At 38.5% G+C, this 24,412-nt stretch carries 31 protein-coding genes and 1 tRNA gene; 30 read left to right on the top strand and 2 right to left on the bottom strand.

The window, feature by feature from the left end:
• Window positions 1-191 precede the first annotated feature (191 nt).
• Window positions 192-443 carry a hypothetical protein gene (locus VB118_00995; protein ID MEA4831176.1) on the top strand — a complete coding sequence of 84 codons (252 nt, stop codon included), beginning with the start codon at window positions 192-194 and terminating at the stop codon, window positions 441-443.
• A gap of 137 nt (window positions 444-580) precedes the next feature.
• Here the strand turns inward: VB118_00995 and VB118_00990 are convergent.
• Window positions 581-656 (bottom strand) — tRNA-Ala (locus tag VB118_00990).
• A 311-nt stretch (window positions 657-967) separates the two neighbouring features.
• Between VB118_00990 and VB118_00985 the strand changes: the two genes are divergently transcribed.
• From VB118_00985 to VB118_00845, 29 genes are all read left to right on the top strand, one after another.
• Window positions 968-1,543 (top strand): hypothetical protein, encoded by a 576-nt coding sequence (locus tag VB118_00985; protein ID MEA4831175.1) that lies wholly within the window; start codon window positions 968-970, stop codon window positions 1,541-1,543.
• A complete protein-coding gene (locus VB118_00980; protein MEA4831174.1) occupies window positions 1,540-2,022 on the top strand; it encodes an 8-oxo-dGTP diphosphatase in 483 nt (160 codons plus the stop codon). The genes VB118_00985 and VB118_00980 overlap by 4 nt, the downstream gene beginning before the upstream one ends.
• A 28-nt stretch (window positions 2,023-2,050) precedes the next feature.
• Window positions 2,051-2,818, top strand: coding sequence for a GNAT family N-acetyltransferase (locus tag VB118_00975; protein ID MEA4831173.1), 768 nt, complete (start codon window positions 2,051-2,053; stop codon window positions 2,816-2,818).
• A complete protein-coding gene (locus VB118_00970) occupies window positions 2,815-3,594 on the top strand; it encodes a methyltransferase domain-containing protein (protein ID MEA4831172.1) in 780 nt (259 codons plus the stop codon). The genes VB118_00975 and VB118_00970 overlap by 4 nt, the downstream gene beginning before the upstream one ends.
• A gap of 167 nt (window positions 3,595-3,761) precedes the next feature.
• On the top strand, window positions 3,762-4,343 hold the full coding sequence (locus VB118_00965) for a hypothetical protein (protein MEA4831171.1): 582 nt from the start codon (window positions 3,762-3,764) through the stop codon (window positions 4,341-4,343).
• Window positions 4,344-4,372: 29 nt separating this feature from the next.
• Complete coding sequence (locus VB118_00960) at window positions 4,373-5,152, top strand: DUF3795 domain-containing protein (protein MEA4831170.1); 780 nt, start codon at window positions 4,373-4,375, stop codon at window positions 5,150-5,152.
• Window positions 5,153-5,174: 22 nt separating this feature from the next.
• Entirely contained in the window at window positions 5,175-6,197 is a 1,023-nt protein-coding gene (locus VB118_00955; protein ID MEA4831169.1) for a serine hydrolase domain-containing protein, read from the top strand.
• Window positions 6,197-7,120: an NUDIX domain-containing protein gene (locus tag VB118_00950; protein MEA4831168.1), complete on the top strand. Its 924-nt coding sequence runs from the start codon at window positions 6,197-6,199 to the stop codon at window positions 7,118-7,120. The genes VB118_00955 and VB118_00950 overlap by 1 nt, the downstream gene beginning before the upstream one ends.
• A gap of 50 nt (window positions 7,121-7,170) precedes the next feature.
• Window positions 7,171-8,301: a metallophosphoesterase gene (locus VB118_00945; GenBank protein ID MEA4831167.1), complete on the top strand. Its 1,131-nt coding sequence runs from the start codon at window positions 7,171-7,173 to the stop codon at window positions 8,299-8,301.
• 358 nt (window positions 8,302-8,659) lie between these two features.
• The gene (locus tag VB118_00940; GenBank protein ID MEA4831166.1) at window positions 8,660-10,189 is read left to right on the top strand and encodes an ABC transporter ATP-binding protein; all 1,530 of its coding nucleotides are present in this window, start codon (window positions 8,660-8,662) and stop codon (window positions 10,187-10,189) included.
• 43 nt (window positions 10,190-10,232) lie between these two features.
• Window positions 10,233-10,766, top strand: coding sequence for a topology modulation protein (locus VB118_00935; GenBank protein MEA4831165.1), 534 nt, complete (start codon window positions 10,233-10,235; stop codon window positions 10,764-10,766).
• Window positions 10,766-11,056, top strand: a complete 291-nt coding sequence (locus tag VB118_00930; protein ID MEA4831164.1) for a hypothetical protein — start codon at window positions 10,766-10,768, stop codon at window positions 11,054-11,056. The genes VB118_00935 and VB118_00930 overlap by 1 nt, the downstream gene beginning before the upstream one ends.
• A gap of 89 nt (window positions 11,057-11,145) precedes the next feature.
• Complete coding sequence (gene purN / locus VB118_00925) at window positions 11,146-11,742, top strand: phosphoribosylglycinamide formyltransferase (GenBank protein ID MEA4831163.1); 597 nt, start codon at window positions 11,146-11,148, stop codon at window positions 11,740-11,742.
• 8 nt (window positions 11,743-11,750) lie between these two features.
• Entirely contained in the window at window positions 11,751-12,062 is a 312-nt protein-coding gene (locus VB118_00920) for a MazG nucleotide pyrophosphohydrolase domain-containing protein (protein ID MEA4831162.1), read from the top strand.
• 63 nt (window positions 12,063-12,125) lie between these two features.
• Window positions 12,126-12,518 carry a GNAT family N-acetyltransferase gene (locus VB118_00915; protein ID MEA4831161.1) on the top strand — a complete coding sequence of 131 codons (393 nt, stop codon included), beginning with the start codon at window positions 12,126-12,128 and terminating at the stop codon, window positions 12,516-12,518.
• Between the two features lie 5 nt (window positions 12,519-12,523).
• On the top strand, window positions 12,524-13,075 hold the full coding sequence (locus tag VB118_00910) for an N-acetyltransferase family protein (protein MEA4831160.1): 552 nt from the start codon (window positions 12,524-12,526) through the stop codon (window positions 13,073-13,075).
• Window positions 13,076-13,184: 109 nt separating this feature from the next.
• On the top strand, window positions 13,185-14,036 hold the full coding sequence (locus VB118_00905; protein MEA4831159.1) for a metallophosphoesterase: 852 nt from the start codon (window positions 13,185-13,187) through the stop codon (window positions 14,034-14,036).
• A gap of 99 nt (window positions 14,037-14,135) precedes the next feature.
• Complete coding sequence (locus tag VB118_00900; GenBank protein ID MEA4831158.1) at window positions 14,136-14,750, top strand: HAD hydrolase-like protein; 615 nt, start codon at window positions 14,136-14,138, stop codon at window positions 14,748-14,750.
• Complete coding sequence (locus VB118_00895) at window positions 14,747-15,697, top strand: DUF1848 domain-containing protein (GenBank protein ID MEA4831157.1); 951 nt, start codon at window positions 14,747-14,749, stop codon at window positions 15,695-15,697. The genes VB118_00900 and VB118_00895 overlap by 4 nt, the downstream gene beginning before the upstream one ends.
• Complete coding sequence (locus VB118_00890) at window positions 15,669-16,202, top strand: hypothetical protein (protein ID MEA4831156.1); 534 nt, start codon at window positions 15,669-15,671, stop codon at window positions 16,200-16,202. The genes VB118_00895 and VB118_00890 overlap by 29 nt, the downstream gene beginning before the upstream one ends.
• Window position 16,203: 1 nt before the next feature.
• Window positions 16,204-16,647 carry an NUDIX pyrophosphatase gene (locus VB118_00885; protein MEA4831155.1) on the top strand — a complete coding sequence of 148 codons (444 nt, stop codon included), beginning with the start codon at window positions 16,204-16,206 and terminating at the stop codon, window positions 16,645-16,647.
• On the top strand, window positions 16,644-17,150 hold the full coding sequence (locus VB118_00880; GenBank protein ID MEA4831154.1) for an HD domain-containing protein: 507 nt from the start codon (window positions 16,644-16,646) through the stop codon (window positions 17,148-17,150). Before VB118_00885 ends, VB118_00880 begins: the two co-directional genes overlap by 4 nt.
• 70 nt (window positions 17,151-17,220) lie before the next feature.
• Window positions 17,221-18,021: a sugar phosphate isomerase/epimerase gene (locus tag VB118_00875; GenBank protein ID MEA4831153.1), complete on the top strand. Its 801-nt coding sequence runs from the start codon at window positions 17,221-17,223 to the stop codon at window positions 18,019-18,021.
• A 28-nt stretch (window positions 18,022-18,049) separates the two neighbouring features.
• A complete protein-coding gene (locus tag VB118_00870; GenBank protein MEA4831152.1) occupies window positions 18,050-18,565 on the top strand; it encodes a GNAT family N-acetyltransferase in 516 nt (171 codons plus the stop codon).
• A gap of 15 nt (window positions 18,566-18,580) precedes the next feature.
• Window positions 18,581-19,228, top strand: a complete 648-nt coding sequence (locus VB118_00865) for a zinc dependent phospholipase C family protein (GenBank protein ID MEA4831151.1) — start codon at window positions 18,581-18,583, stop codon at window positions 19,226-19,228.
• Complete coding sequence (locus VB118_00860; protein MEA4831150.1) at window positions 19,228-19,728, top strand: hypothetical protein; 501 nt, start codon at window positions 19,228-19,230, stop codon at window positions 19,726-19,728. The genes VB118_00865 and VB118_00860 overlap by 1 nt, the downstream gene beginning before the upstream one ends.
• 14 nt (window positions 19,729-19,742) lie before the next feature.
• Window positions 19,743-20,546, top strand: coding sequence for an APH(3') family aminoglycoside O-phosphotransferase (locus VB118_00855; GenBank protein ID MEA4831149.1), 804 nt, complete (start codon window positions 19,743-19,745; stop codon window positions 20,544-20,546).
• Between the two features lie 22 nt (window positions 20,547-20,568).
• The gene (locus tag VB118_00850) at window positions 20,569-21,087 is read left to right on the top strand and encodes an AAA family ATPase (GenBank protein ID MEA4831148.1); all 519 of its coding nucleotides are present in this window, start codon (window positions 20,569-20,571) and stop codon (window positions 21,085-21,087) included.
• 113 nt (window positions 21,088-21,200) lie between these two features.
• Entirely contained in the window at window positions 21,201-21,911 is a 711-nt protein-coding gene (locus VB118_00845) for a hypothetical protein (GenBank protein ID MEA4831147.1), read from the top strand.
• Window positions 21,912-22,087: 176 nt separating this feature from the next.
• Here the strand turns inward: VB118_00845 and VB118_00840 are convergent, their stop codons facing one another.
• The gene (locus VB118_00840; protein ID MEA4831146.1) at window positions 22,088-24,355 is read right to left on the bottom strand and encodes a peptidoglycan-binding protein; all 2,268 of its coding nucleotides are present in this window, start codon (window positions 24,353-24,355) and stop codon (window positions 22,088-22,090) included.
• Between the last annotated feature and the right edge of the window lie 57 nt (window positions 24,356-24,412).

Below are 24,412 nucleotides of genomic sequence, written 5' to 3'. Positions count from 1 at the left end.
CTTATATTAATAAGGCAATAATTATTACAGCTTTAAGAAACAAAATGCTCTGGTATATGGGCTTTTTCTCAAAACAATAATTATTTGATTGCCGTTTTAATAACAATCTTCCCGCGTCATCATAGGTAAAGCTTGACGTTGCAATAGCAGCAGAGAAACGGTATATCGGAATTTGAATCTGTTATGTAATATTGCCGAAATGCGCAAAATACAAATACCAAGCGGAGCAAACCGAAGCGCAGATCAAAGAAGCGCAGGCAAGCGCCGACGCAGCAGAAACGGAAGTACATGTGCTGCTTGAAACTTCGGAAGGGTTAAAACGCGAGTATGACCGCCTGCTTAGCTGGGCCGACCTGTACGACAAAAGTTCCTTCGAGGCAAAGAAAATGATTGTATCGCAGTTCATCAAGGCCGTCCGCGTTGGCAGGGATTACAATATTTAGGTAGATTTCAATGTTTCCTTTAAGAATTACAGAGCTATCGTGCCGACAATCCGGGGCATGATAAAATGCGGGCACCTGAGTCATGCACCACATAAAAAAGTTCAGGAAAACCCACTATTTGTGGATTTTCCTGAACTTGGTGGAGACGAAGAGGATCGAACTCTCGACCTTACGGATGCGAACCGTACGCTCTCCCAGCTGAGCTACGCCCCCGTTATTTGTAATAATACCCAAATTGTCCAACGTTAATTATTATACACTGTGAGTAAGCAAAAATCAATGGGTCAATATAAAAATTTTGCGATAATTACAATCAATGCGGCGTCAATCTATAAGCTTTGATGCAAAATACTATATTTATAAAAAGCTGCATAAATTTATTGAAAGCAATGGCGTTTCATCAAGAATAATGATATAATAAAACAAATTATACTTGTCAGATTCTAAGATAAAAGCTGCGGAGCTTTAAGATATATACTAAGAACAAATGTAAAACAATAATTAGCAGGAGATAATCAATCCCGATGGCAAATATCTTATATACAGACGGGCTTTTTGAAATAGAACGCAAATTATTGCGACTTTTTCATGTAAGCGAAGAAGCAGATATAAAAATTTTTAAACCGAGGCTTCCCACCCGGAAAGACATGAATCCCGATGTCGGGCTTGTCTGGGCGTTATGCGAAAGGACGTTGCCGAATTTCATGACGCCGCGAAACTGTCCCAGAGTGACATATCATGTGGGTAAAAACACATCTAAAGAAGATATTGAAAAATACCTGCCCAAGGGTTATTCACACGCGGTTATAATTGAAAAAGATTGGCTCGATCTGCTTAAAAGTATCACATTATATTTATATGAATTTAATTCGGATGATTTCTATCAGCAGGATGAAATCGCAGGATATTACGTCAGTGAAAAGATTCAGAAACCTGTTTCACAGGTAGTAATTAAGAATTTAGAATCAGAGCTTGAAAATAGAAATGTGGCTTTGATTACAGTAGATAATCTCTGGAATATATGCGAAAAAATTAAAAAATCGAGTTTTAACTGGTCAATGTGCCGCTTGTCAAACGCAAAGGAAAAGGGAAAAATATGAATTCAGAGCTTGAAATAACCAACATGGTCATGATACAGGACAAGACAACCGGAAAAGTGATCGTGCAGGACAGAGTGAAGAGTTGGTGCGGCATTACGTTTCCCGGAGGTCACGTTGAGAACCAAGAGACGATTTATGACAGCGCCGTGCGGGAGATAAAAGAGGAAACCGGGCTTGATATCAGAAATCTGAAATTCTGCGGATTTATGTGGTGGTTTAACAACAAGACCTGTGACCGGTATTACACTTATTTTTATAAAACCTCCGACTGGAGCGGCGAGCTTATCAATGAAACTGCGGAGGGAAAGGTATATTGGGTAGATCTTTCTGAAATTCCGGAGGAAAGGTATGCTTCGAATTTCAAGGAACATTTGCCTATGTTTCTCGAAGATAAATATTCGGAAGCTTATTGTTCATGGAACGACGATATGAAGCCGGATATGACAAAGGAAAATCCCTGGGGAGTTATTTACAGATAGTAATTCAACTTAAGATTTGGAGAAAAGCATGACATTAAAAGAATCAATATTTAAAGAAGAAGCTGAGTTTCCAAAATTGTTGGCTGATTATGAAGAAAGAAAATATGGGTTGTTGTTTTATATGGAACACAACAAGGATTCTTACGACGGAAACCATGCTTTTATATATCCTGAGAATATAACAAACCTCGGCGCAGTGCTTGATGAAATAACTGAGTTTTATATAAATAAAGGAATAACTCCGTCGATTTATCATCCTCATGTAGAAAATTATTTTTCTGATAACCAACTTGTATTTGAGGCACATGATTATACCGTAACGCATGAAGCTGCGCACCGAGTTATGCTGTTATCAGCCGAAAACCAAATAAAAACGGAAAAGCGTCTTGATGTAAAAGTATTGACTGAGTGGGATGAGAGGATCGCATGTGATATTTTAATACCAAGCAGCGAACCGTGGGAAATAGAGCCGATAAAAGGAATGATAGAACATAAAGGCAGTTATATTTTTGTCGGTTATTTAAACGACGAAGCTGTGGTATATACAAATATCCATGTATCCAAAAAAGGCAATACACGGTTTGATTACATTGTAACATCAAAAGCACACCGTGAAAAAGGATATGCAAGCGAGCTTTTAAGTTTTGTTGTCGAATATTGTAAGTCTAATGGCTTTCCTGTTTGCTGGCAATGGGCGGGACCATCCGAGCACATTTGTTATAGGGCGGGGTTCCGAGAAGCTTTTAACATCCCGGCAGGTTATGCAAATTATAAAAGAAAAGGGAAAATGCGATGAACAAAATGGATAAAAGCAGTGTTGTAAAACAGCAGTATTCCACTGCCGGAAACCTTGAGAATCGGATTTTTCTTCATGAAAAATACAGTATCAATAAATTCGGCTGGTTCAATTGGCTGTTCTCCAATTATGATATAAAGCCCGGTGACCGCATTCTTGAACTCGGATGCGGCAACGGCAGGCTTTGGGCGGAGCATTATTTGGATTTACCCGAAGGCGTACGGCTTATCATGTCTGATTTCTCCGATAATATGCTTGAAACCGCTAAGAAATGCGTTCAACATGAAAACGAGATATCATACGCGATAATTGATGCGCAGAATATCCTTCTTCCGGATGAAAGCGTCGATATCGTGATCGCTAATATGATGCTATACCATGTTCCGGATATAGATAAGGCACTTGTGGAAACACACAGAGTATTGAAAAAAGGCGGCAGATTTTATTGTGCTACCTTAGGTGAAAACGGTATAGGTAGTTATATTAGGAATGCGCTCGGCTTGCCTAAAGAAAACCTTTGTAAATTTACTTTACAGAACGGAGCGGAATATCTAAAAAAGCTCTTTAATACAGTGGAGAAGAAAATTTATGACGACGCTCTTGCGGTGACCGATATAAACGATTTGATTGCATATATACACACACTGCCTTGGGCGGAAAAGCTGCGGAGCATTCCCGAAAAGGAAATGATTGATGTTCTTGAAGAGCGCAGAGAAAACGGAGTGATTTTTATTCCTAAAGAATATGGTATGTTTTCTTCACGAATCAAAAAATAAAACAGTATATTAATATTTAAAACCTATGTGATAAACACATATAACAGGATGGTATAATTTTTATAAATAGTGAGGAAGAATTCTTGAAAATTGAAAACAACATCATAAAGCATTATATGCGTAATGTGTATTTCATAACAGGTACGGCGTATTCAGGAAAGTCAACCATGGTAAAACTGCTTGCCGAAAAGTATGGTATGATATTTTGTGGTGAGAATTATCACGAGATCGTCGCGGCTGCTGTCAAAGCACCGGATAAGCAACCTGCGCTTTGTTATTTTGAAACTATGTCAGGATGGCAAGAGTTTATTAATCGCACGCCGGATGAGTATTACAGCTGGATTTTAAAGGCTTCTGAAGAAGCTGCGGAAATTGAGGTCGCGGAGTTGATAAAGCTGTCCGCTTCAGATAGTAAAATTATTGTTGACACAAACATTTCTTTGGAAGTATTGCATGAAATATCAGACTATAATCATGTTGCGGTTATGTTGTCGCCGCAATCCATGTCGGTAGATCATTTTTTTGATCGCAGCGATCCGGAAAAGCAGTTTTTATTGATGCAAATTAAAAATGCGGTAGACCCAGAGAAGACATTGGAGAATTTTCGTGCGTGTATAGCCAAGTGTAACAGTGCAGATGAATACAAAAAGTACAAAAACAGCGGTTTTTTTATAATAGTACGCGAAAATTCTCAAATTAATACAAAAGCAGAGGTTCTTGAAGCATTAGAGCGTCATTTTGAATTGTAAGATTAATTTGATAAAAATTGGATACACAAATGAAATATAAATGGATCGATTACACAAGCGAATATGCTCCGATTGTAGAGCCGTGGCTTGATTCGGACGCAAGAAAATATACCGGTTGTGATGGTGGTTGGGATGATTATTTTGAATATTGGAAAAACGATTGTGACACCGTTATCAACGAAAATTTTTGGAGCAAGGTTATTTTTAAGGGCGATACTCCTTTTGCGGTTATCGCAATGGGACTCTATGAAAGTTTACTCACCGTTTCTGAATACATAGTCGATCCGACAAGAAGCGGTCAAGGATATGGTTCGTCGGCATTGGTTGAGCTGCTTGAATTTGGTACAGATATTATAGGACATGAAATTATTTCTGCCGAAGCGGTAATATATCCAAACAATATCTTATCGCAAAAAGCTTTTCAAAAAGCCGGATTTGTCTTTGATCATGAACATCCTGATGGTGATGTGTGGTATTATATATATAAAAAAGCTATGCCATGCTTCTGCGGTCACGACTGTTCGCGCTGTTATACATATCTTGCTACAATAAATAACGATGACGAGCTGCGACAAAAATCACAGCAGTTTTACAAGGACGAATTTGGGCTGGATATACCGTTATCTGATATTCATTGTCTCGGTGGTCGCTCGGACGATATATTCAAACTCTGTCAGGACTGCCCGTGGATGAAATGCTCTAAGAAACATGGTATTAGCTCATGCTCAGAATGTGGCGAATACCCCTGCAAGCCTTTGGCGGAATATCAGAAAAAGTATGTAAACAAGCGTAATCAGATAGGAGAATAACAAATGAAATACCTAAGGAGGAATTATTACGAATATATCTGACTTAATTCAACCGGACTTTTCAGGCTGTGTTCTCGTCACTAAAGATAATAAAATATTATATGAAGATTGCTTTGGATATTCGGATTTATCGAATAAAATACCTAACAAAATTAATACCCGCTTTGCCACGGCTTCTGCCGGAAAAGTTTTTGTAGCAGTAGGAATTCTTAAGTTGATTGAAGCTGGGAAGCTTTCATTTGACAGTACAATAGGCGCTATCCTTGATTTTAATTTGAAAGCAATTGACCTGAATATCACAGTTGAACAATTGTTGACTCACACCTCCGGTATACCGGATTATTTTGATGAGAGAATTATGGAAAACTATGATGAACTATGGCGTGATTACCCTAATTATAAAATACGCACTTCATCAGATTTGATTCCACTATTTATAAATATGCCGATGATGTATCCGCGTGGATGGAAATTTCAATACAACAATACGGGATTCGTTGTTCTCGGATTGATCATTGAAAAAGTTACCGGCATGCTTTTTGATAAATTTTTACATAAAGAAATATTTTTGCCTTGTGGCATGAACGATACAGGTTATTATGAGCTTGACCGTCTGCCGGAACGCTGCGCAAATTCTTATATATATGATAACATTCGTGACGATTTCTATACAAATATTTATAGCGTTGATGTCAAAGGAACTGGAGCAGGTGGTGCTTTTACCACTGTTTGGGATGTATACCGTTTCTGGAACGCTCTTTACAATGGCAAGCTTATATCAGATGAGATGACGAATAATATGCTTTCTCTTCACGCAAGCGACAACAATGAGTATTACGGCTATGGAATTTGGCTGGACAAACAGTATAATGAATGCAGTATAGGCAATGGAGATTTCACTCCTCACTTTGAAGGTTGCGATCCGGGAGTCAGCTTTATTTCAAGTAGAAGTATAAATAAAATTGTTATTACTGTCGTCAGCAACATGGGACAAAATGTATGGAAAATAAGAAATGATATATTAAAAGAAATCGAGGATTTATAATGCCAACCGTAACTTTCTATAATCAAAACGAAATACCCGACGAGTTTTTGGATTTTGCGGTAATTGCCGCGAGATATAACGGCAAATGGATATTCTGCCGCCATAAGGAGCGCATGACATGGGAAATTCCGGGCGGACACCGTGAACCCGGCGAGAGCATTCTTGAAACCGCAAAGCGTGAACTTCATGAAGAAACCGGAGCGGTCGAGTTTGATATTAAGCCTGTAAGCGTTTATGGTGTAACGAGATACGGGATGCTGTTTTTCGCCGATGTGAAAAAGCTTGACGAGCTGCCGCCGGAAATGGAAATAGGTGAAATATCTCTTTTAGAAACTCTGCCGAAGGTGCTTACATATCCGGAGATTCCGTATTTGCATGAACATGTGCAATGGTGGCTAAATCTCCAAACCAATGCTGATGAGCTTTGGGATGTTTACGATGAAAACAGGTTTCTTACGGGACGCACACACAGACGCGGTGATCAAATGCCCAAAGGTGATTATCACCTTGTGGTTTATATTTGGCTGCAGAACAGTAAGAGCGAATACCTGCTTACAAAACGCACTCCAAATAAGGGCTTTCCGAATATGTGGGAATGCACAGGCGGTTCGGCACTTGCCGGAGACGATAGCCTGACCGCGGCAATGCGCGAGGTTAAAGAGGAAACCGGATTGACTGTTATAGCCGGAAACGGCAAAAGAATCATGACTTTGAAGTACGAAGATTGTTTTGGCGATGTTTGGCTTTTTCGGCAGGATTTTGAGCTTAGTGATATTGTGTTTCAGCCAAATGAAACCTGTGGTGCCATATATGCGACAAAAGAAGATATTTTAAAAATGAGAGAGGACGGAACACTTGTGCCGTTTTCGTATCTCGATGAGTTTTTTGAGAGGGTGGCAGATTTGCGTTTGATTACTCAGTGAACTGAACATTCTTGAAGTTTCAAATTTAATTTTCCGAATAAGGATAGATTATGACTACAAATATGATACCTGAGTTGAAAATTACACATGTTAATATAGATCCCCAAAAGCGAATTCTTGTTACTAGTGATATTCACGGGCATTTGTCTTACTTAAAGAATGTACTTGAAAAAGCAGAGTTTTCCGAGAATGACATTTTAATTATTGTCGGCGATATTGTCGAAAAAGGTCCTGAGAGCCTTAATACTCTGCGTTATGTAATGAAGCTGTGTGAAAAAGGCAATGTGATACCTCTCATCGGTAATGTAGATGCGTGGCGGCTTAATATGATAAACGGAATATGCGAAGAAAGTGTTCAGAATTTTTATGACTATATTCTTAATTGCAGAGCATGGTATGGTACGAGCTTTTTCGATGAATTGACAAATGAGCTCGGATTTATTTGTAAAAGCCCCGAGGATATACTGGAATCAAAGGAAGCGGTTATAAGGCATTTCAAAGCTGAATTTAGCTTTCTTTCAGCTTTACCTACGGTGGTTGAGACACAGAACTATGTCTTTGTCCACGGCGGACTTCATGATAAAAAACCTGATGACAATTGTAAAAGAAAGCTTTTTGAGCTTTTGAAATATGATGATTTTATGTCCGCCGACCTTTGCTTTGATAAATATATAGTCGTAGGTCATTGGCCGGTTATGCTTTATGGAGATAAAATTGCTCAGTCAAATCCCATAATCAATAAAGATAAACGTATAATTTCCATTGACGGCGGCTGCGGCATTAAAGAATACGGTCAGCTTAATTTACTGATAATTCCTGGTGTAAATAGCGGCATCGAAAGCGTTTACTATGTCAGCTATGATGATATCCCTGTATACTGTGCTCTGGAATCTCAGAAGGAATCAAATGATTCAATCAGTATTCGCTGGATCAATAACGAGATTAAAATTCTAGAAAAATCGGACGATTTTACATATGTCGAACATAAAGACAGCGGGCGAAAATTATGGATACCAAATTCTTATATACGGGACGAAACTCACTGTCGGGATTACACAGATTATGCTTTACCTGTTCAAAAAGGCGATAAGCTGTCGCTTATAACTGAAACGTCAAAAGGATATATAGTTAAAAAGGAAGGCGTTACCGGGTGGTATTATGGAAAACTGAAAAAGGTATAGCTTTTTATCGTTTACTTTTTCAATTTTAGAAAGGAATGTATGATGAATCTCGAATATTCATTATACAACAATTTATTATGCAGGGTAAAAGAGCTGATAAACAATCATTATTGCATATAATTAAAAATAATATTTGGATGCTTGGGCGCGTAATAAAATATGCCCCGAGTCTTATAGTTGATCAACTTATAAGAATTCCATTGTCAGTTTTAGCTACATATGTAAATGTCAATATTACCCGGTGGATTCTTGATAGTGTCCAGAACGAAATAGGATTAAAATCAATTATAATCAAAATAATAGCTATTTTTTCGTTTTACATTATTTTTAACTTCTTTTTTTCTTTTTCAGGCATTGTATGGGTGCCGCAGAAACAGATAAACCTCGGATCAAGAATTCGAGAGGATGTTATAAAAAAACCGGTAGAATAAATCAAATTGACTTTCAAAACAGCGAATTTTTTGACCTTTACACATTAGGACTGAATGAAATAGACGTTCGCGCAGTTTCTGTGCTCAACAGTGTAGCATCTTTTCTGACAGCATTTTTAAATTTTCAAATAGTTTTTGCAGTTACAGCAACAATCAACAACAGCTTTGCTTTTTTTGGTGTAATTGCTGCTGTATTTGACTTTGGACTTAGCATAATAAAACAAAAATTATATTATAAACAAAATATCGATACTACACCTGACGATCGTAAACGAGGATATATAAATCGTGTTACTTATCAACCGGAATTCACTTCAGATCTTAAAATATATCCTAACTTTATTGATCTTCTCGTTTATCGGTACAAAAAAGCTACGTACGCTGTAAAAGCGATTATATTAAAATACTCATGGAAAATATTACTGCTTGATCAATGTCAACAAATCCCCGGCACAATATTCAGATATATGATACCTTGGATTTATATAGCCATTCTTTTAGCAAACGGTCAGATTTCAATTCCGGAAGCGACAGTATTATCCGCTTCAACCTTGTCGATTGCGGGAAATCTAACATCATTTATGATTAGTTCTGGCTCATTTTATTCGCACAGTCTTTACATTAATAATCTTCGAAAAATTTATAATTATAAAGAAAAAATAGAATGTGACAGCGGTGAGAATATTAATCCTTCAGCACCAATTAATATTCGCGTTGAGGATGTTTCTTTTTCTTATACAGAAAAAGAAATAAATACAATTAATAATATAATTATGAATATTAACCACGGCGATAAAATAGCAATAGTCGGCTATAATGGAGCGGGAAAAACAACACTTGTTAAATTACTGATTCACTTATATGATATAGATGGCGGTAAAATTATAGTTAATGACAGGAATATTTCCGAATATAAAACCAAATCACTTCGTTCACGTATTGCATTTTTAAGTCAGGATTTTAAAATCTACAATTTTTCGCTTGCAGAAAATGTCCTCATGCGACCTGTTTTAAGTAATGATGATATTAATCTTGTAAATACTGCGTTAAAAAAAGTAGGATTATATGATAAAATTATAGCGTTGAGTAATGGGATAAACACTTTTATCACGCGTGAATTTGATGAGACAGGTACTTATTTTTCCGGTGGTGAGATGCAAAAGCTTGCACTCGCAAGAATTTATGCCGGAAATTACGACTGTATTATTCTCGATGAATCGACGAGTGCGCTTGATCCCGTAAGCGAAGATGAAATTATCCGCACGATATTTGAAATATTTAAAGATAAAACAATAATAATGATCTCTCATCGTTTAGTCACGGTAAAATATGTAGATCGAATTTATTTTATGTCTCATGGGTGTGTATGTGAGAGCGGAACTCATCAAGAACTAATGTCGAATGGTGGCGATTATTGCAAATTCTATTCTACGCAAGCGAATAAATTTCAAATATAGGTGGAAATATGTTAGCTAAGTTTATAAAGAAAGTTTCAAACCGATGATAAACATTAACGATTACACGAAGATAATTTTAATCGGCAGCGGCGGAAGCGGAAAGTCCACCTTTGCGAAACAGCTTGGCGGCGTTACCGGTCTGCCTGTCATTCATCTTGACAATGAATTCTGGCGTCCGGGATGGGTGGAAACGCCGCGCGACGAATGGGTTGAAAAGCAAAAACAGCTGATCAGCGGTGAAAAATGGATTATCGACGGAAATTACGGCGGAACGCTGGAAATGCGGTTTGTCGCGGCGGATTTAGTTATATTTCTCGATATAAACCCGGTTATCTGCGTTTGGTCGGCGGCAAGGAGAACCGGGAAAAAGCGCTCTGATTTGCCACAGGAATTAACTGAGCCAAAAATTTTCAGCAAGGATTTCCGGGAATTCGCCAAATGGATATGGAACTACCCTAAAACAGGGAGAAATAAGGTTATTGCGCTTCATGAGAGGTATCCGGATAAAGCGTTTTTACAGATAAAAAGCCGCAGGGAATTGAAGAAGTATCTGAAAGTAAAGAGGAATAATGGTTAATGTTGATAGATAATTATAATGTGCCAGATATCTTTATTAAAACTGGTCAAAAAAAAGAATGGCTACGTCCACATATTCACACGAATGTTGATAGATTTTTCTTAAAAGATAAATGTTATGCCAATGAATTTGAATGGAGAATCGTACTTTTAGGTGAAAACGGAAATGATATTACATTAGAAAATGATGATCATTATATATTAAATATTGAACCTATTGAAGTATACAAAATCGGAAATACAATTGATATATTAAATAGTTTTTCGATAATAATTGAAGAAGTATTATGATTACTAAACAAAAACCGTTTTACAAGCGTTTCGAATTTTTTGATATGCTCAGCGGACAGCTGCAGACTTATGAAAGCGAGTGAGTAGTTATGAATATAGCTGTTTTTGCCTCTCATGGAGGTTCGGATTTACAGGCAATAATTGACGGTTGCAAGAACAAAAAAATAAATGGACATGTATGTGCGGTTATAAGTAATAATTCAGACGCTTACGCTCTTCAAAGAGCGAGAAATGAGGAAATTGATTGTTATTGTATCAATGCGACAAAGCACCCGAATTGTTCAGACTTGGATATGCAATTACTTGACATATTGGTCTTACATAATACAGATATGATATTTCTTGCGGGGTATTTAAAGAAAATAGGAATACCGATTCTTCAAAAATATGATAACAGAATTTTCAATATTCATCCTGCACTTCTTCCTAAATATGGAGGTAAGGGAATGTACGGAATGAATGTTCATAGAGCTGTTGTTGAAGCTGGCGAAAAAGTATCAGGCGTGACAGTCCATAGAGTAAATGAGGAATATGACAGCGGTGATATTGTATCTCAAACAAGAGTTGATGTTCTACCTAATGATACGCCTGAAAGCCTTGCGGCACGAATACTTGAGCGCGAACATTCTTTTTTAGTCGAGGTAGTCAATAATATTATTTCCGGAAAAATTAAGCTTGGAAGGTAAGTGATAATATGTGTATTACGATTGAATATCTTCAAGAATATATAAAATCAAAGGACTGCAACCCGGAAAAAAAGGAGCAGTATTTTCTTAAGCTTTCGGAAGAAGTCGGTGAGCTTGCGCGCGCAATTCGAAAAAATCTTCGCCCGCATTCTGAAGAGCAGATCAAAGAAAAAATAGAAGAAGAACTTTGGGATGTAATTTATTATGCGTTAGCAATCGCGAATACCTATGATATAAATCTTGAATCGGTGATTCCGCTTAAAGAAAAGTTAAACAACGAAAAATACAATACCGGAATTAAGTTTGGTGACAGATTATAATATTATCGCTATGTCACACAAAGCGAAGTTGTCATATGGTATAAAATGATTGGAGCAGAAAAAATGGAATATATTGAAAACAAACCTACCTCCGCAAAAGCGATCGCCGACCTGCGTCAGTCCGTCGGCTGGGACCGCATGGAGGATGATTATAAAAATCCCCTGATGACTTCGTATTATCATATCACGGTATACGACGGCGAAAAATTGATTGGTTATATTGATACTGTTTCAAACGGCGTAACCGACGCGTACATACAGGATTTGATGGTTCATCCGGATTATCAGGGGAAAGGAATCGGAACAGAGCTGATGAACCGCACTATCGGATATCTGAAAAAGCACAGGATTTTTATGATTTCGATTATTTTTGAAGAAAAACTGAAACCGTTTTACAAGCGTTTCGGATTTTTTGATATGCTCAGCGGACAGCTGCAGACTTATGAAAGCGAGTAAAACAAATGGAATATAAAATTCGCATGGCTCGGATAACTGACTCTGATGAAATCTTGAAAATATACGAGCCGTATATTACCGACACTGATATTACTTTTGAAATTGATGTTCCGTCTGCTGAAGATTTTCGAATCAGAACTGAAAATATAATGAAGCAATATCCATATCTTGTCTGCGAATGCTATGGTAAGATTGTCGGTTATGCTTATGCTTCAAAACATCGCGAAAGAGCCGCATATAAATACAGCGTCGATTTGTCAATTTATATTATGCCGGAATATCACCGCCTCGGCATCGGGCGTAAGCTTTATAACTGCCTTTTCGATATATTGAAAAGGCAGGGCTTTTATACCGCATATGCGGCAATTGCTTTGCCCAATGAAAACAGCATCGCTCTCCATAAAATAATGGGCTTTAGTGAAGTCGGTGTTTTTCACAACGTTGGATATAAGAAGGGCAATTGGCATGATGTCATTTGGTTAGAAAAAGTCCTCAATGAATATGAGAATGCGCCGGGAATAATTAAAAATATAAATGATATCGGAAAAATCATATGATCCTCTCCGTCTCGTGCCGCACGGATAATATATTAATTGTTCTACATCTCCGATGTATTTATTGATATGTTGTTCGGATGGCTACAGACATATGAAAGTGAGTAGATTCATGAAATTAATTGTAATAGCTGACATACATTCAAATCATATTGCGTTGGAGTCAGCTATAAAAATGATAGATGAAATAAATCCTGATGGAATTATTTTTCTTGGCGACTATGTTACCGATTGTCCATATCCACAGAAAACAATGAAGTTGCTATATTTGTGCATTGAAAATTATCAATGTTGGTTTATACGTGGCAACCGTGAAGATTATTTATTGAATCATCAAAAAAATCCCAATGACGGATGGTGTTATTCATCAAGCGTTGGCTCGTTATTGTATACATACGAAAACCTTACAAAAGATGATTTACGCTTTTTTGCGGATATGCCGTTATGCCGAGATATAGAAATTAACGGTTCCCCTGTTATTACCGCATGTCATTCTTCGCCTGCAAGTACTACAGAATGGATAAAAGATAAACCGGAGCTGCTTGACAAATATATAGGCGAAATAAAAGGAGATATTCTTCTGTGCGGTCATACTCATCGAATTGGGTTATACCGCAATCACGATAAAACCGTGTTGTTTTGTCCCAGCTTCGGATTACCTCAGGACATGAACAGCGATGCACGATTTACAGTTTTGGAGCTTATGGATGGTAAATGGTCATATAAAATGCTTTCTATTGAAATTGATATCGAAAGGCTGATTTCTGAATTTGAGGAAAGCGGGCTTTCCAATAAGGCACCGGTTTGGTCTCGCACTATAATAAAATTGCTTATAGAAAAGCGAGACGCCCCTATGCAATGCGTTAGTCTTGCATGGGATAAAGCCAAAGCAGATAATTACAGTGGTGGTACAATATTACCGGAAGCTTATTGGAATGAAGCAGCAAAGGAGCTTGGAATATAGTGATCCTCTCCGCCTCGCTACTCATGGACATTAAACGCTATTTCATAGAATAATAATTCAAATAATGCAATTACATTTATTTATTATGAGAGAACTGAAATGATTAAAGCAATACTTTTCGATTTTGACGGCGTATTGACAACAGACGCAACAGGCTCAACATCAATTTGCAATTATATATCAATGTATACTGGTATTAGTTTAGAAGCTTTTAAAAGTGAATATTACAAGTATAACAATGACCTTTTATATGGTAAAATTACACACGTTGATATATGGCAGAAGCTATGTGATAATCTGAATTATAATATCAGTATGGATATTCTTAATGACTCTTTTATAAATACGCCGATTGATAAACAAATGCTTTTTCTTGCCGAAACCTTGAAAATTAAAGGCTATAAAATCGGAATGATAACAGACAATAAAGCCGATCGCATAAACTGTATTGTAAAACACTTAAACTGGAGCAAAGTTTTTGATGTTATTACCGTTTCAGCTAATATTGGATCAGGAAAAAACTGTGAAGAAATATTCATTCAAACGATTGAAAGCTTAAATCTTTTACCAAATGAGTGCGTTTTCATTGATAACCAGGAGAAAAACCTCATTATACCGAAGCAAATGGGCATAATGACAATTTATTTCGATCATATAAAACGTGATTATGAAAATCTTATAAATGAATTATCAAAAATAGGGTGTATTTTATGATCCTCTCCGCCTCGCGCCGCACGGATATTCCGTGCTATTACTCCGAATGGTTCATGAACCGCATAAGGGCGGGATACGTTCTGACCCGCAATCCCATGAATCACGCGCAGCTCTCACGCATTGCCATAACGCCCGATGTCGTGGATTGTATCGTATTCTGGACAAAGGACTCGGGAAATATTATAAGCTGTCTTCCGGAGCTCGACCGGATGGGATATAATTATTATTTCCAATTCACGCTCACGCCGTATGACAGGACAATCGAGCCGAACCTCAGGAATAAAACCAAAATCGAAGAAGCCTTTATCGAGCTATCAAAGCATATCGGCAAAGAACGCGTCAAATGGCGGTATGACCCGATAATTATCAATGCTTCGCTTGATATCGCATATCATAAGCTTCATTTTTTGCGTATGTGTGAGAAACTCTCGCCATATACCAACACTGTTACAATCAGCTTTGTGGATATGTATCCAAAGCTGAGAACAAAACTGATCCTACCGATAACAGAGGATAAAATCACTGAGTTATCAGCGTTTATCGGTAAAACTGCAAAAGAATACGGCATCCGCGCTGTCGCCTGCTGTGAGAAAAACGACCTGACGCCGTTTGGAATACAAAAAGCTTCTTGTATCGACAGAGAGTTGATTGAGAGAATTCTTTCAGAAAGGGCGAAACCTGAGAAAATAGCACTTGACACATTATTTCCCGACAGGAATCAACGTGAAGGCTGCGGCTGTTGTGAGAGCATCGACATAGGCGCGTACAACACCTGCATGAATGGGTGCATATATTGCTATGCGAATAATGATCCCGTTTCAACGGCGCGCCGTCATAAAGCTCATGACCCGAATGGTGAGCTGCTTTTCGGAGCTGTCGGAGAAAATGAGAAAATAACTATAAGAAAGGTAAAGCGGGATGCACGCATCCTGTCGTATAATAAATAATAAAATGCAAATTTCGTTTTACTTTTTAGATAAATTAAAATCAGAGATGGTTTTACCAATACTTTACGATATTTTATATTCCAACATGAACGAAATTGCACCGACAGGAAACAGTTATGAGCAGGATCGAACCGAATGGACATCTTGTATTTTACCCGCGCTTGAGAAAACGCAGCGGCAGATTGTTTTGATTTATAATAGAGATGTTATTATCGGATATTTTCAGTACTATGTGAATTCAAATGTATTCATGATGGAAGAAATACAGATTAAGAAAGAATACCATGGAAGTGGAATATTCGGTCAGCTTTATAAGTGGCTTATAAAAATGATTACTCATGATATTTTGTATGTAGAAGCGTATGCAAACAAGAAAAATATTAAATCCCAAGCAATACTGAAGCATCTGGGACTTGAAATTATCGGGGAAAACAAGAACGGAAAAAGCTTTCTTTTCAGAGGGAAATATCAGATGATTACCGAAAAATACGAATTGGAGAAATAAAATGAGAGCACCATTTCAGATTCTTGCAATACCGTATAGAATAGTCAACGATACCTTTGCGTTTTGCGTTATGCACCGTTCGGACATTGACCAGTGGCAGTTTATCGCCGGAGGCGGCGAGGATGCGGAAACACCGGTTGAGGCGGCAAAACGCGAAATTTTCGAAGAAGCGGGAGCAACAGTTAATGATATAATAAAGCTCACCTTTATGACATACGTCCCCGCAAATTGCTTTGCGGAGCGTCACCGCAGGCTGTGGCCATCCGATACATATATTTTACCGGAATATAGCTTCGCGTTTGAATGCAACGAGGAAATAGTTTTATCGCATGAACATACGGAATGTGCCTGGATGACATACGATGAAGCTTATGAAAAACTCAAATGGGACTCAAATAAAACAGCTTTATATGAATTGAAATGCAGACTGGAGAATACAAAATGAACAGAATTGAGTTGCTTTTTGATGAAATTGAAAAGATACTTGACCGAATGACAAATAAAGACTCCCGCCGCGCAATGAATAATCATTTATACGGTGTTGCACAGGCTGCCGCTCTGATAGCACTTCGGAGAGGTGAAAATACCGAGCTTGCGACGATGGCGGGAATTTTGCATGATATAGCATATTGCAGAAGCTGTGATATCGAGCCATACAGAATTTTTGATGTCACCGGTGCAAATCATGCCGAAAAAGGCTCTATCGCGGCATTGGAAATATTGACAGAATTAAATATTACCACTCTGGAGGAAACCAGGATAATTTGTGACGCGATAAAAAGGCACAGCGATAAGAATACTGTTGATAAACCATTCGACGAGGTGCTGAAGGATGCGGATGTTTTTTCCCATGGACTACATAATGTTACATCCTGTAATTTTCGAGGCGAGAGATGGGATCGGTTGTGTGAAGAATTCGGGATTGATAACCCGAGAATAAATAATTAATATTTATCATTAGTGTATAAGAATATAAAATGTAGTTGTTTTAATTGAGATGAAGGAGAGAATTTACAGCATGGATTTCGGAATGCCAACACTACTTGAAATAAAATCGCTTGAGGACTGCGCTGCGCTCTGTCATGAATTGGGGCTTGCGTTTATCGAGCTGAATATGGATTTGCCTGAGTATCAAGCAGATATGCTCGACCCGACACAACTTTTGGACATTGCGGGACGATTCGGCATTTATTATACCATCCATCTTGAAGATACCGCTTCTCCGTGGGATTTTAATAAGCGCATTGCAGCGGCGTATATTGAAACCGTATTACAGACGATTAGAATTGCAAAACAGATAAGCATTCCGGTTTTGAATATGCACTTTCATCAAGGTGAACATTTTACCTTGCCTGAAAGAAAAGCGTATCTATTTAAGGAATACCCGCATGAGTACCGTCAGAAACTGATCGCATTTCGGGATACTTGCACGGCGGCTATTGGTAGCGCAGACATTAAAATATGTATTGAGAATACGCGTTCTTTTCAGCTTGACTACGTTGAGGAGGGTATTTCACTCTTACTTAAAAGCCCTGTATTTGGTCTAACATTTGATATTGGGCATAATGCAGGAAACAATTTTCAACAACAACCTGTAATTGAGCGTAACATAAACCGTTTGTGTCATATGCATTTACACGATTACGAAAGGACGCGCGGTGACCATCTCCCGCTTGGCGAGGGGGAATTGGATTTGTTAAAATATGTCGATATCGCAAAAAAATATAATTGCCGTGTGGTGCTTGAAACGAAGACCATAAATGGAATTAAGCAGTCGGAAAATTATATAAAGAGATTAATAAGCGGATTTCCATATTAACAAAGTATGGAATATTTGAAAGGGAAAAATGATTAATGTTGAGCAAGCGACAGAAGAAAAGAGCATTCCTATTATTGAAAATATTCTAATGGATGCCTTTATTTGGCTTGACGGTATCGGAAAGCCTTTATGGAGTAAAGAACAAATTTCTTGGGCACGACTATCGAGAGATTTTACGCCATCGGATTTTTATATTGCATTTATGGATGGTGCGTCGGTTGGGTGTATGGCACTTATCGATTACGATCAAAATTTTTGGCCTGATGTCAAAAAAGGTCAATCATTATTTATTCACAAGCTAGCAGTAAAACGTGTAGCGGCGGGGCAAGGAGTTTCTTCAGCATTGATAGATTTTGCAAAAAATGAATGTATAAAGCGGAGGATACCGGCTCTTCGCCTTGACACACATGCTCTTATTCCAAAACTAAGGGCGGTTTATGAACGTAATGGTTTTACACTTGTGGAAGAACGAGTTTTGTTCGGGAAATATCACACAGCTTTTTATATTTGGGAAATTGAAAATAAAATGACGCTAAATTCATAAAATTGGAGAAGAAACATGGCTACCTGGATGACGCATTTTCGCGTTGCGGATAAATTTATCGACATCATAGGCAAAGACAAGCTTGATTTACCCTGCTTTATATTCGGAAATATCGCGCCGGATTGCGGAATCCCGAATGACGATAACCTTACGTATACGCCGGACAAGGATATTTCACATTTCGGGCATACAAGCAACCGTGATTATGCCGCTTTCAGAGAAAACTATTTAGAGGATAAAAGTGATAAAGAAAGCTTTTCTTTTTATCTGGGATATTATCTGCATCTGCTTACCGATGCGGAATGGGTTTGTAAAATCGCTCGTCCTGCAGAAAAGCAATTTAAGGACAGCTTTACCGATAAAAGCAGCTTTATATGCGCAATAAAAACAGATTGGTATGACCTCGACAAGTTGTATTTGAAGAAAAATCCCCAAATGCGCGCTTTTTCTATATTTTCGGGAATGAAGAGCTTTGCAAATATTTATTTTAATTTTTTCCCGTCTACTGCTTTTGACTGGCAGCTGAACAGAATACGCAGCTTTTATCTTGCCCCGGCCGGTAATCTCAATCGTGAATATAAGTATTTGACAGAGGCCGAGCTTGACGGATTTATGAATGAGTCACTTATAGATATGACGGAAGAAATGGTGAGGGTTGTATAGTGAAACTATACATAACCGGCTCCGTCGCAAGCGGAAAGACAACGCTCGCGCGCAGTATCTCACAGAGGACAGGAATTCCGTTTTACAGTCTCGATGAAGTTGTTCATGAAAAGGACGATACCAACCCCACAGGAAACCGCAGGCGTACACCTGAAGAACGGGATTTGATTTTTGCCGGAATTCTTGCCAAACCGTCATATATTATCGAGGATACCGGACGCGAATGCTTCGAAAAGGGAAGGCGGGAGGTCGATAAAATCATATTACTTGATATACCGATTCCTGTTCGTCGGCACAGAATAATAATGCGGCATTTATTGCAAAATTTTGGGCTTGAAAAATGCGGTTATAAGCCTACATGGAAAATGCTTAAATGTATGTTCAAATGGGCGAGGGAATACGATACGAAGATAAAAGCCCGCATTATGACATACGGTGATAAGGTCATTGTGCTAAAAAGTATAAAAGATATTAAAGAGTTTGAGGAAACTTGTATTTAATATGAAGGTTAAAAATGTTTGACATAAACCAACTTCCCGAAAACATATTCCGCAAGGTGCGCGGACTTACTTATAATAAAGATTCAATCGGAGAATCGGGCTCTGATGTGCTTTTATTTGATGAAATGGCTTTGAAAATCGAAAATACCTGTGAGTCGGCGAATAATGAAAAGATTATGCTAGAATGGCTCGATGGAAAGCTGCCCGTGCCGAGAATTGTCGAATTTGAACAAGCGGACGCAAAGAATTATCTTCTGATGACACGGCTGCGCGGTGAAATGGCCTGCTCTGACTTAAATATGGCGTCGCCTGAGCACATGGTAAAAGCATTGGCTGACGGATTGAAAATGCTTTGGAAAGTTGATGTTTCGTCCTGCCCGGTTAAAAACGGGCTTGATGAAAAGCTGAAAGCGGCAAAATACAATATTGAAAATGACCTTGTCGATTTGGATGACCTGAATGACGATACCTTAAGTGAAGACGGCTTTTCTGATATACAGGCACTTTATGATTTTCTTTGTGCCAAACGTCCCAAACAAGACTTTGCGCTTTCGCTTTCACATGGCGATTACTGTTTACCGAATGTATTCGTGTCCGGTGACAAAGCCGTGGGCTTTCTCGATCTCGGAAACGCCGGGGTTGCGGACATATGGCAGGATATCGCGCTGTGTGTGCGTTCTTTTGAACACAACCTCTGTTTATACGGGTATAACAACAATGATTTCATAAAATATAAAGAGCTGTTGTTTAACGAGCTCGGCATAAAGCCGGATGAAGAGAAAATAAAGTATTATATTCTTCTTGACGAGTTGTTTTGATATATGTAAAGTGATAAAGAAAATGAAAAATCTTATTTTAATTCTTGGAGCAAACGGCATCGGAAAATCTACAATAAGCGCACAGTTGCTTCGTCTTCTGCCGAATTCCGCATATATCGACAGCGATTATTGCCGAATGATGAATCCGGCACAGCTTAATGACGAGACTGTTTTCGTAAATAAAAAGAATATATTAGATCTGATGCTCAATTATTTTGGCTGTTCAATTATCGATAATGTGATATTCCCATATGGTTTTCATGGGCACAGAAAACAGCTTTTTAACGATTTATTGAATGAACTCAAAAAAAAGGTAGATTTTCGTCTTTATACGATTCTGCTTGTCTGTGATGAAGCGGAAAACATCCGCCGATTGAAGGCTGATAACAGAGATGATGAACGCATAGAAAGAGCACTGAGAAACACCCGTAATATTTTTGGTGGTCTTGATTGTCCGACAATCGATATAACCGAGCTTTCGCCGGTTCAAAGCGCGGAGAGGATTATGAAGATAATTATAGATATGTCAAAATCGTATTGACATATAGCAATGTATGTTATATAATAAAAATATTATCAGATTGTTTTATGCAGTGCAATTCAGCTGCCTTTTTATAAATTATATCAAAAATCGAAAGGGAGTAAACAAGCATCATGCTTACCGGAAAAATTAAAAGAATTTCAATTTTAGCTATATGCATATTAGTGATGTCATTCTTAATTATCGGAGTATTTGCTAATACTACAAGTGCCGGCGCTTATGACATAATAAAATCGACATTAACAGAAGTTGAAAAACAGATTGATGAAGTTAAGAAACTTGATGGCAAAAACTGCACAAACAGTTTGCCTCTTGGATTAAGCTCAAACCCTTATGACTATATTGCAAACAACAGCGAATATAATAGGCTGGTTGCGATGGGTCTGGACGCAATGAATGCGATTGAGAAGTGCCTTGCTGATGAAAATGCTTATACAGGTTTGAAAGGTTATATATTGGCAATCGCGATGGAGGATATCGCGAAAGTTGATTTGAAAAGCTTTAAAGCATACAACTGGCAGGACAGCAAATCATTTTTATCCAGTTGGAAACAACTGAAAATAAATGCTGTCAACGAAGTTCCTCAGGTAATGTCAAATGCTTCTCTTTCGTCACAGGAAAAATGGGCTGAAATTGCGAAATTCGGAATACTTGCGGTTGAGCCTCTGGAGGCATTTCGGACGCAGCTTCGTTCCTCTGATAACGGCAAAGAAAGCAACGGTGAATCAGAGAAATTAGCTTCGCAGATGATAAACTTGCTGACTACAAGCAATAAAAGCACGATCACCGGAATAGCTCGTTCGGATATAAATCCTCCGGATTAAATCTAAGAAATAATTCAACATATATGAAAACCGAACGCACTCGGGTTTTCGTGTTCGTTAAACGCTACGATTTAAAATTATACGCAAAGACATATTCGCATCTCTTGCTTTTTAAAGGTAAAAAGAGACCGTGAATATGTCTTTGTTTTTATTATTAACTTATAACTTATAACTTATTATTGATTACTCTCTTGTATATCTTCCCACTCGGCACTTGTTTCAGGTTCCTCGTCCGGATCTGTTGAAACGGGCAAATCCGCTTCGGATATGACGGATATGCCGCTTGCGGATGGCTTTGAAAGGCACCCATAATCACTTGCGCAATATATATAATTGATCAGATTGAAGGTTGTCTGTCCCACAATCCCGTCGGGAACCAGCCCGAACAGCCTTTGAATGGACATTACCGTCTTTTCTGTCTGGGCGCCGAATATGCTGTCAATCTCGACTTCTCCTATTATCGGCAGATATTGATATATGAGTTTCAGTCGCGCCTGTATATATCTTACTTCATTTCCCGCAGAGCCGCGTTTTAAAGGCGTTCCCGCGTATGACTTGGTGCCTACGCATGTCCTGTCTGAAAAGATACATTTTGACGCAACCTCGTTGTATGTGGATGTAAGTCTGTTCCATGTCTGCCTGCTGACAATTCCGTCAGCTATGTAATTATAAATTTTCTGAAATTCCATGACACTTGCTTTGGTGAGGGCTCCGAAGCCGCCGTCTTCTTTAAGCGATTTAATCGGGACAAAAATTGTGTTTATCAGATTTATCATTGCCTGAACGTGACGTACGTCGTCTCCGGTCGAACCGACACGAAGCGGTGTTCCGGGATACGGTCTTAAGGTAAAAGGAGAATTCGGCACGTCAAGATTCTTCACAGCGCCGAGATATACATTAACAATAGAAAGCCACGTTATTTTTCCGACGATTCCGTCTTCGGTAAGATTATAATTGCGTTGAAAGCTTTTTACGGAATTTTCCGTGCCGCGTCCGAAAAAGCCGTCGACCACGGTGGTTAGCACATTCGGATTTACCAGATTAATTTTGCTTAAATAAAACTGAATCTGCTGTACCTCAATGCCCTTGGAATTTAATTTAAGAACAAATCCGGGATATGCATACTCCGTATATGCCGGGCGCTGTCCTTCGCTTGACAGTTCAGCAAGCCTTTTAACGGAAACATATACATATGATATTTTGTACCATGTCGATTTACCGACTATTCCGTCGACTGATGTAAGAAACAGCTTTTGAAACGCCCTGACCGCCTTATCTGTCATCTCGCCGAAAACGCCGTCTGTCGGCGTAAATGGTATTATCGGATAATTTATCGCGATGCGGTTTAATTGAGACTGGATAAGCCGTACATTATCGCCTTTTGAGCCGATAGATAACGGAGTTCCCGGATAAGAGCTTGTAATCGCGCGCAAATTTCTTGAAGCGACCAGCTCGACATTGCCATAATAATATTTGATTATTTCATCAAAGCTGTATCCCTCATTCGCGAGAGAGACTGTGCCCCATTGGCTCATTCCCGGACATGTCACGGTAGTACCGCTGCAATATTCCGCATAATAAGGCGCTGTACTGAATGGTCTTTTTATATATACATTGAATACTTCATCAACCTCTGAAGAGATCGAATCAAATACATTTCTTCCTTTTACAAAATATTGATCATAGGCGGTTGATGAAGTGATGTCAAAGTTATACCCTCTGCTTCTGTACCACTCGGTGTAAATCCTGTTCAGAGCAAGCGAAATCTGCGCAATAATATTTGCTTGAAGCGAGCTTTTCGGCCAGGTCGGATATATTTCGCTTGACGCCACGTTTTTTATATAATCCGTAAAGCTGACCGTATAATTTTCAGCGTTAGAGGACGGAGCTCCGAGATGCACGACAATTTTTTCTGGTATATAAACTCCCTCCAGAATTTGTATTGCAGGTTTTACGATATCATCGGACATAATTTTATCCGCTTTCCGTTCCTGCACAGGATTTAGATTCGCTTTACTGTCGGGAATTTTTTTAATTGTTTCATTTTGCGTGTATGTAAGGTGATGAGGAGGAATCAGATAGTTGAGCGGAGGAGCGGCATCGGGAGACGGAACGGTTACGGGAAGCGGGATCATATCTACCGGCAGAATTGCCGTATTATCTCCGAATATCTGAATGTTGTTTATTATACTTCTATAATATCCGTCCGCACTTACTGCGGCAGTATATACCGAATATGGTGTTCCAGAAAAATGGGGATTAAGGCTTTCATTCAAATCCGGAGCCTCAAGAGGTATCGGCTGAGTCATGCCGCCGACTTCCAATCCGGTGGTTTTTTCGTAAACAGTCGTCCCGTTGGAGGTATCGATTTTTATTTTACATTTATTAACCGCTAACTGATTGAAGGCGGTTCTGAGTTTTAATATAAGATATCCTTGTGACATAAGGCTTTCTCCGTTTCATTGTTTGTTTTATTGTTATATATTATGTAAATTGTGATA

This window comes from Oscillospiraceae bacterium (assembly GCA_034925865.1).
Classification (GTDB): domain Bacteria; phylum Bacillota; class Clostridia; order Oscillospirales; family SIG627; genus SIG704.
This window is presented reverse-complemented; position numbering and strand designations above follow the sequence as displayed.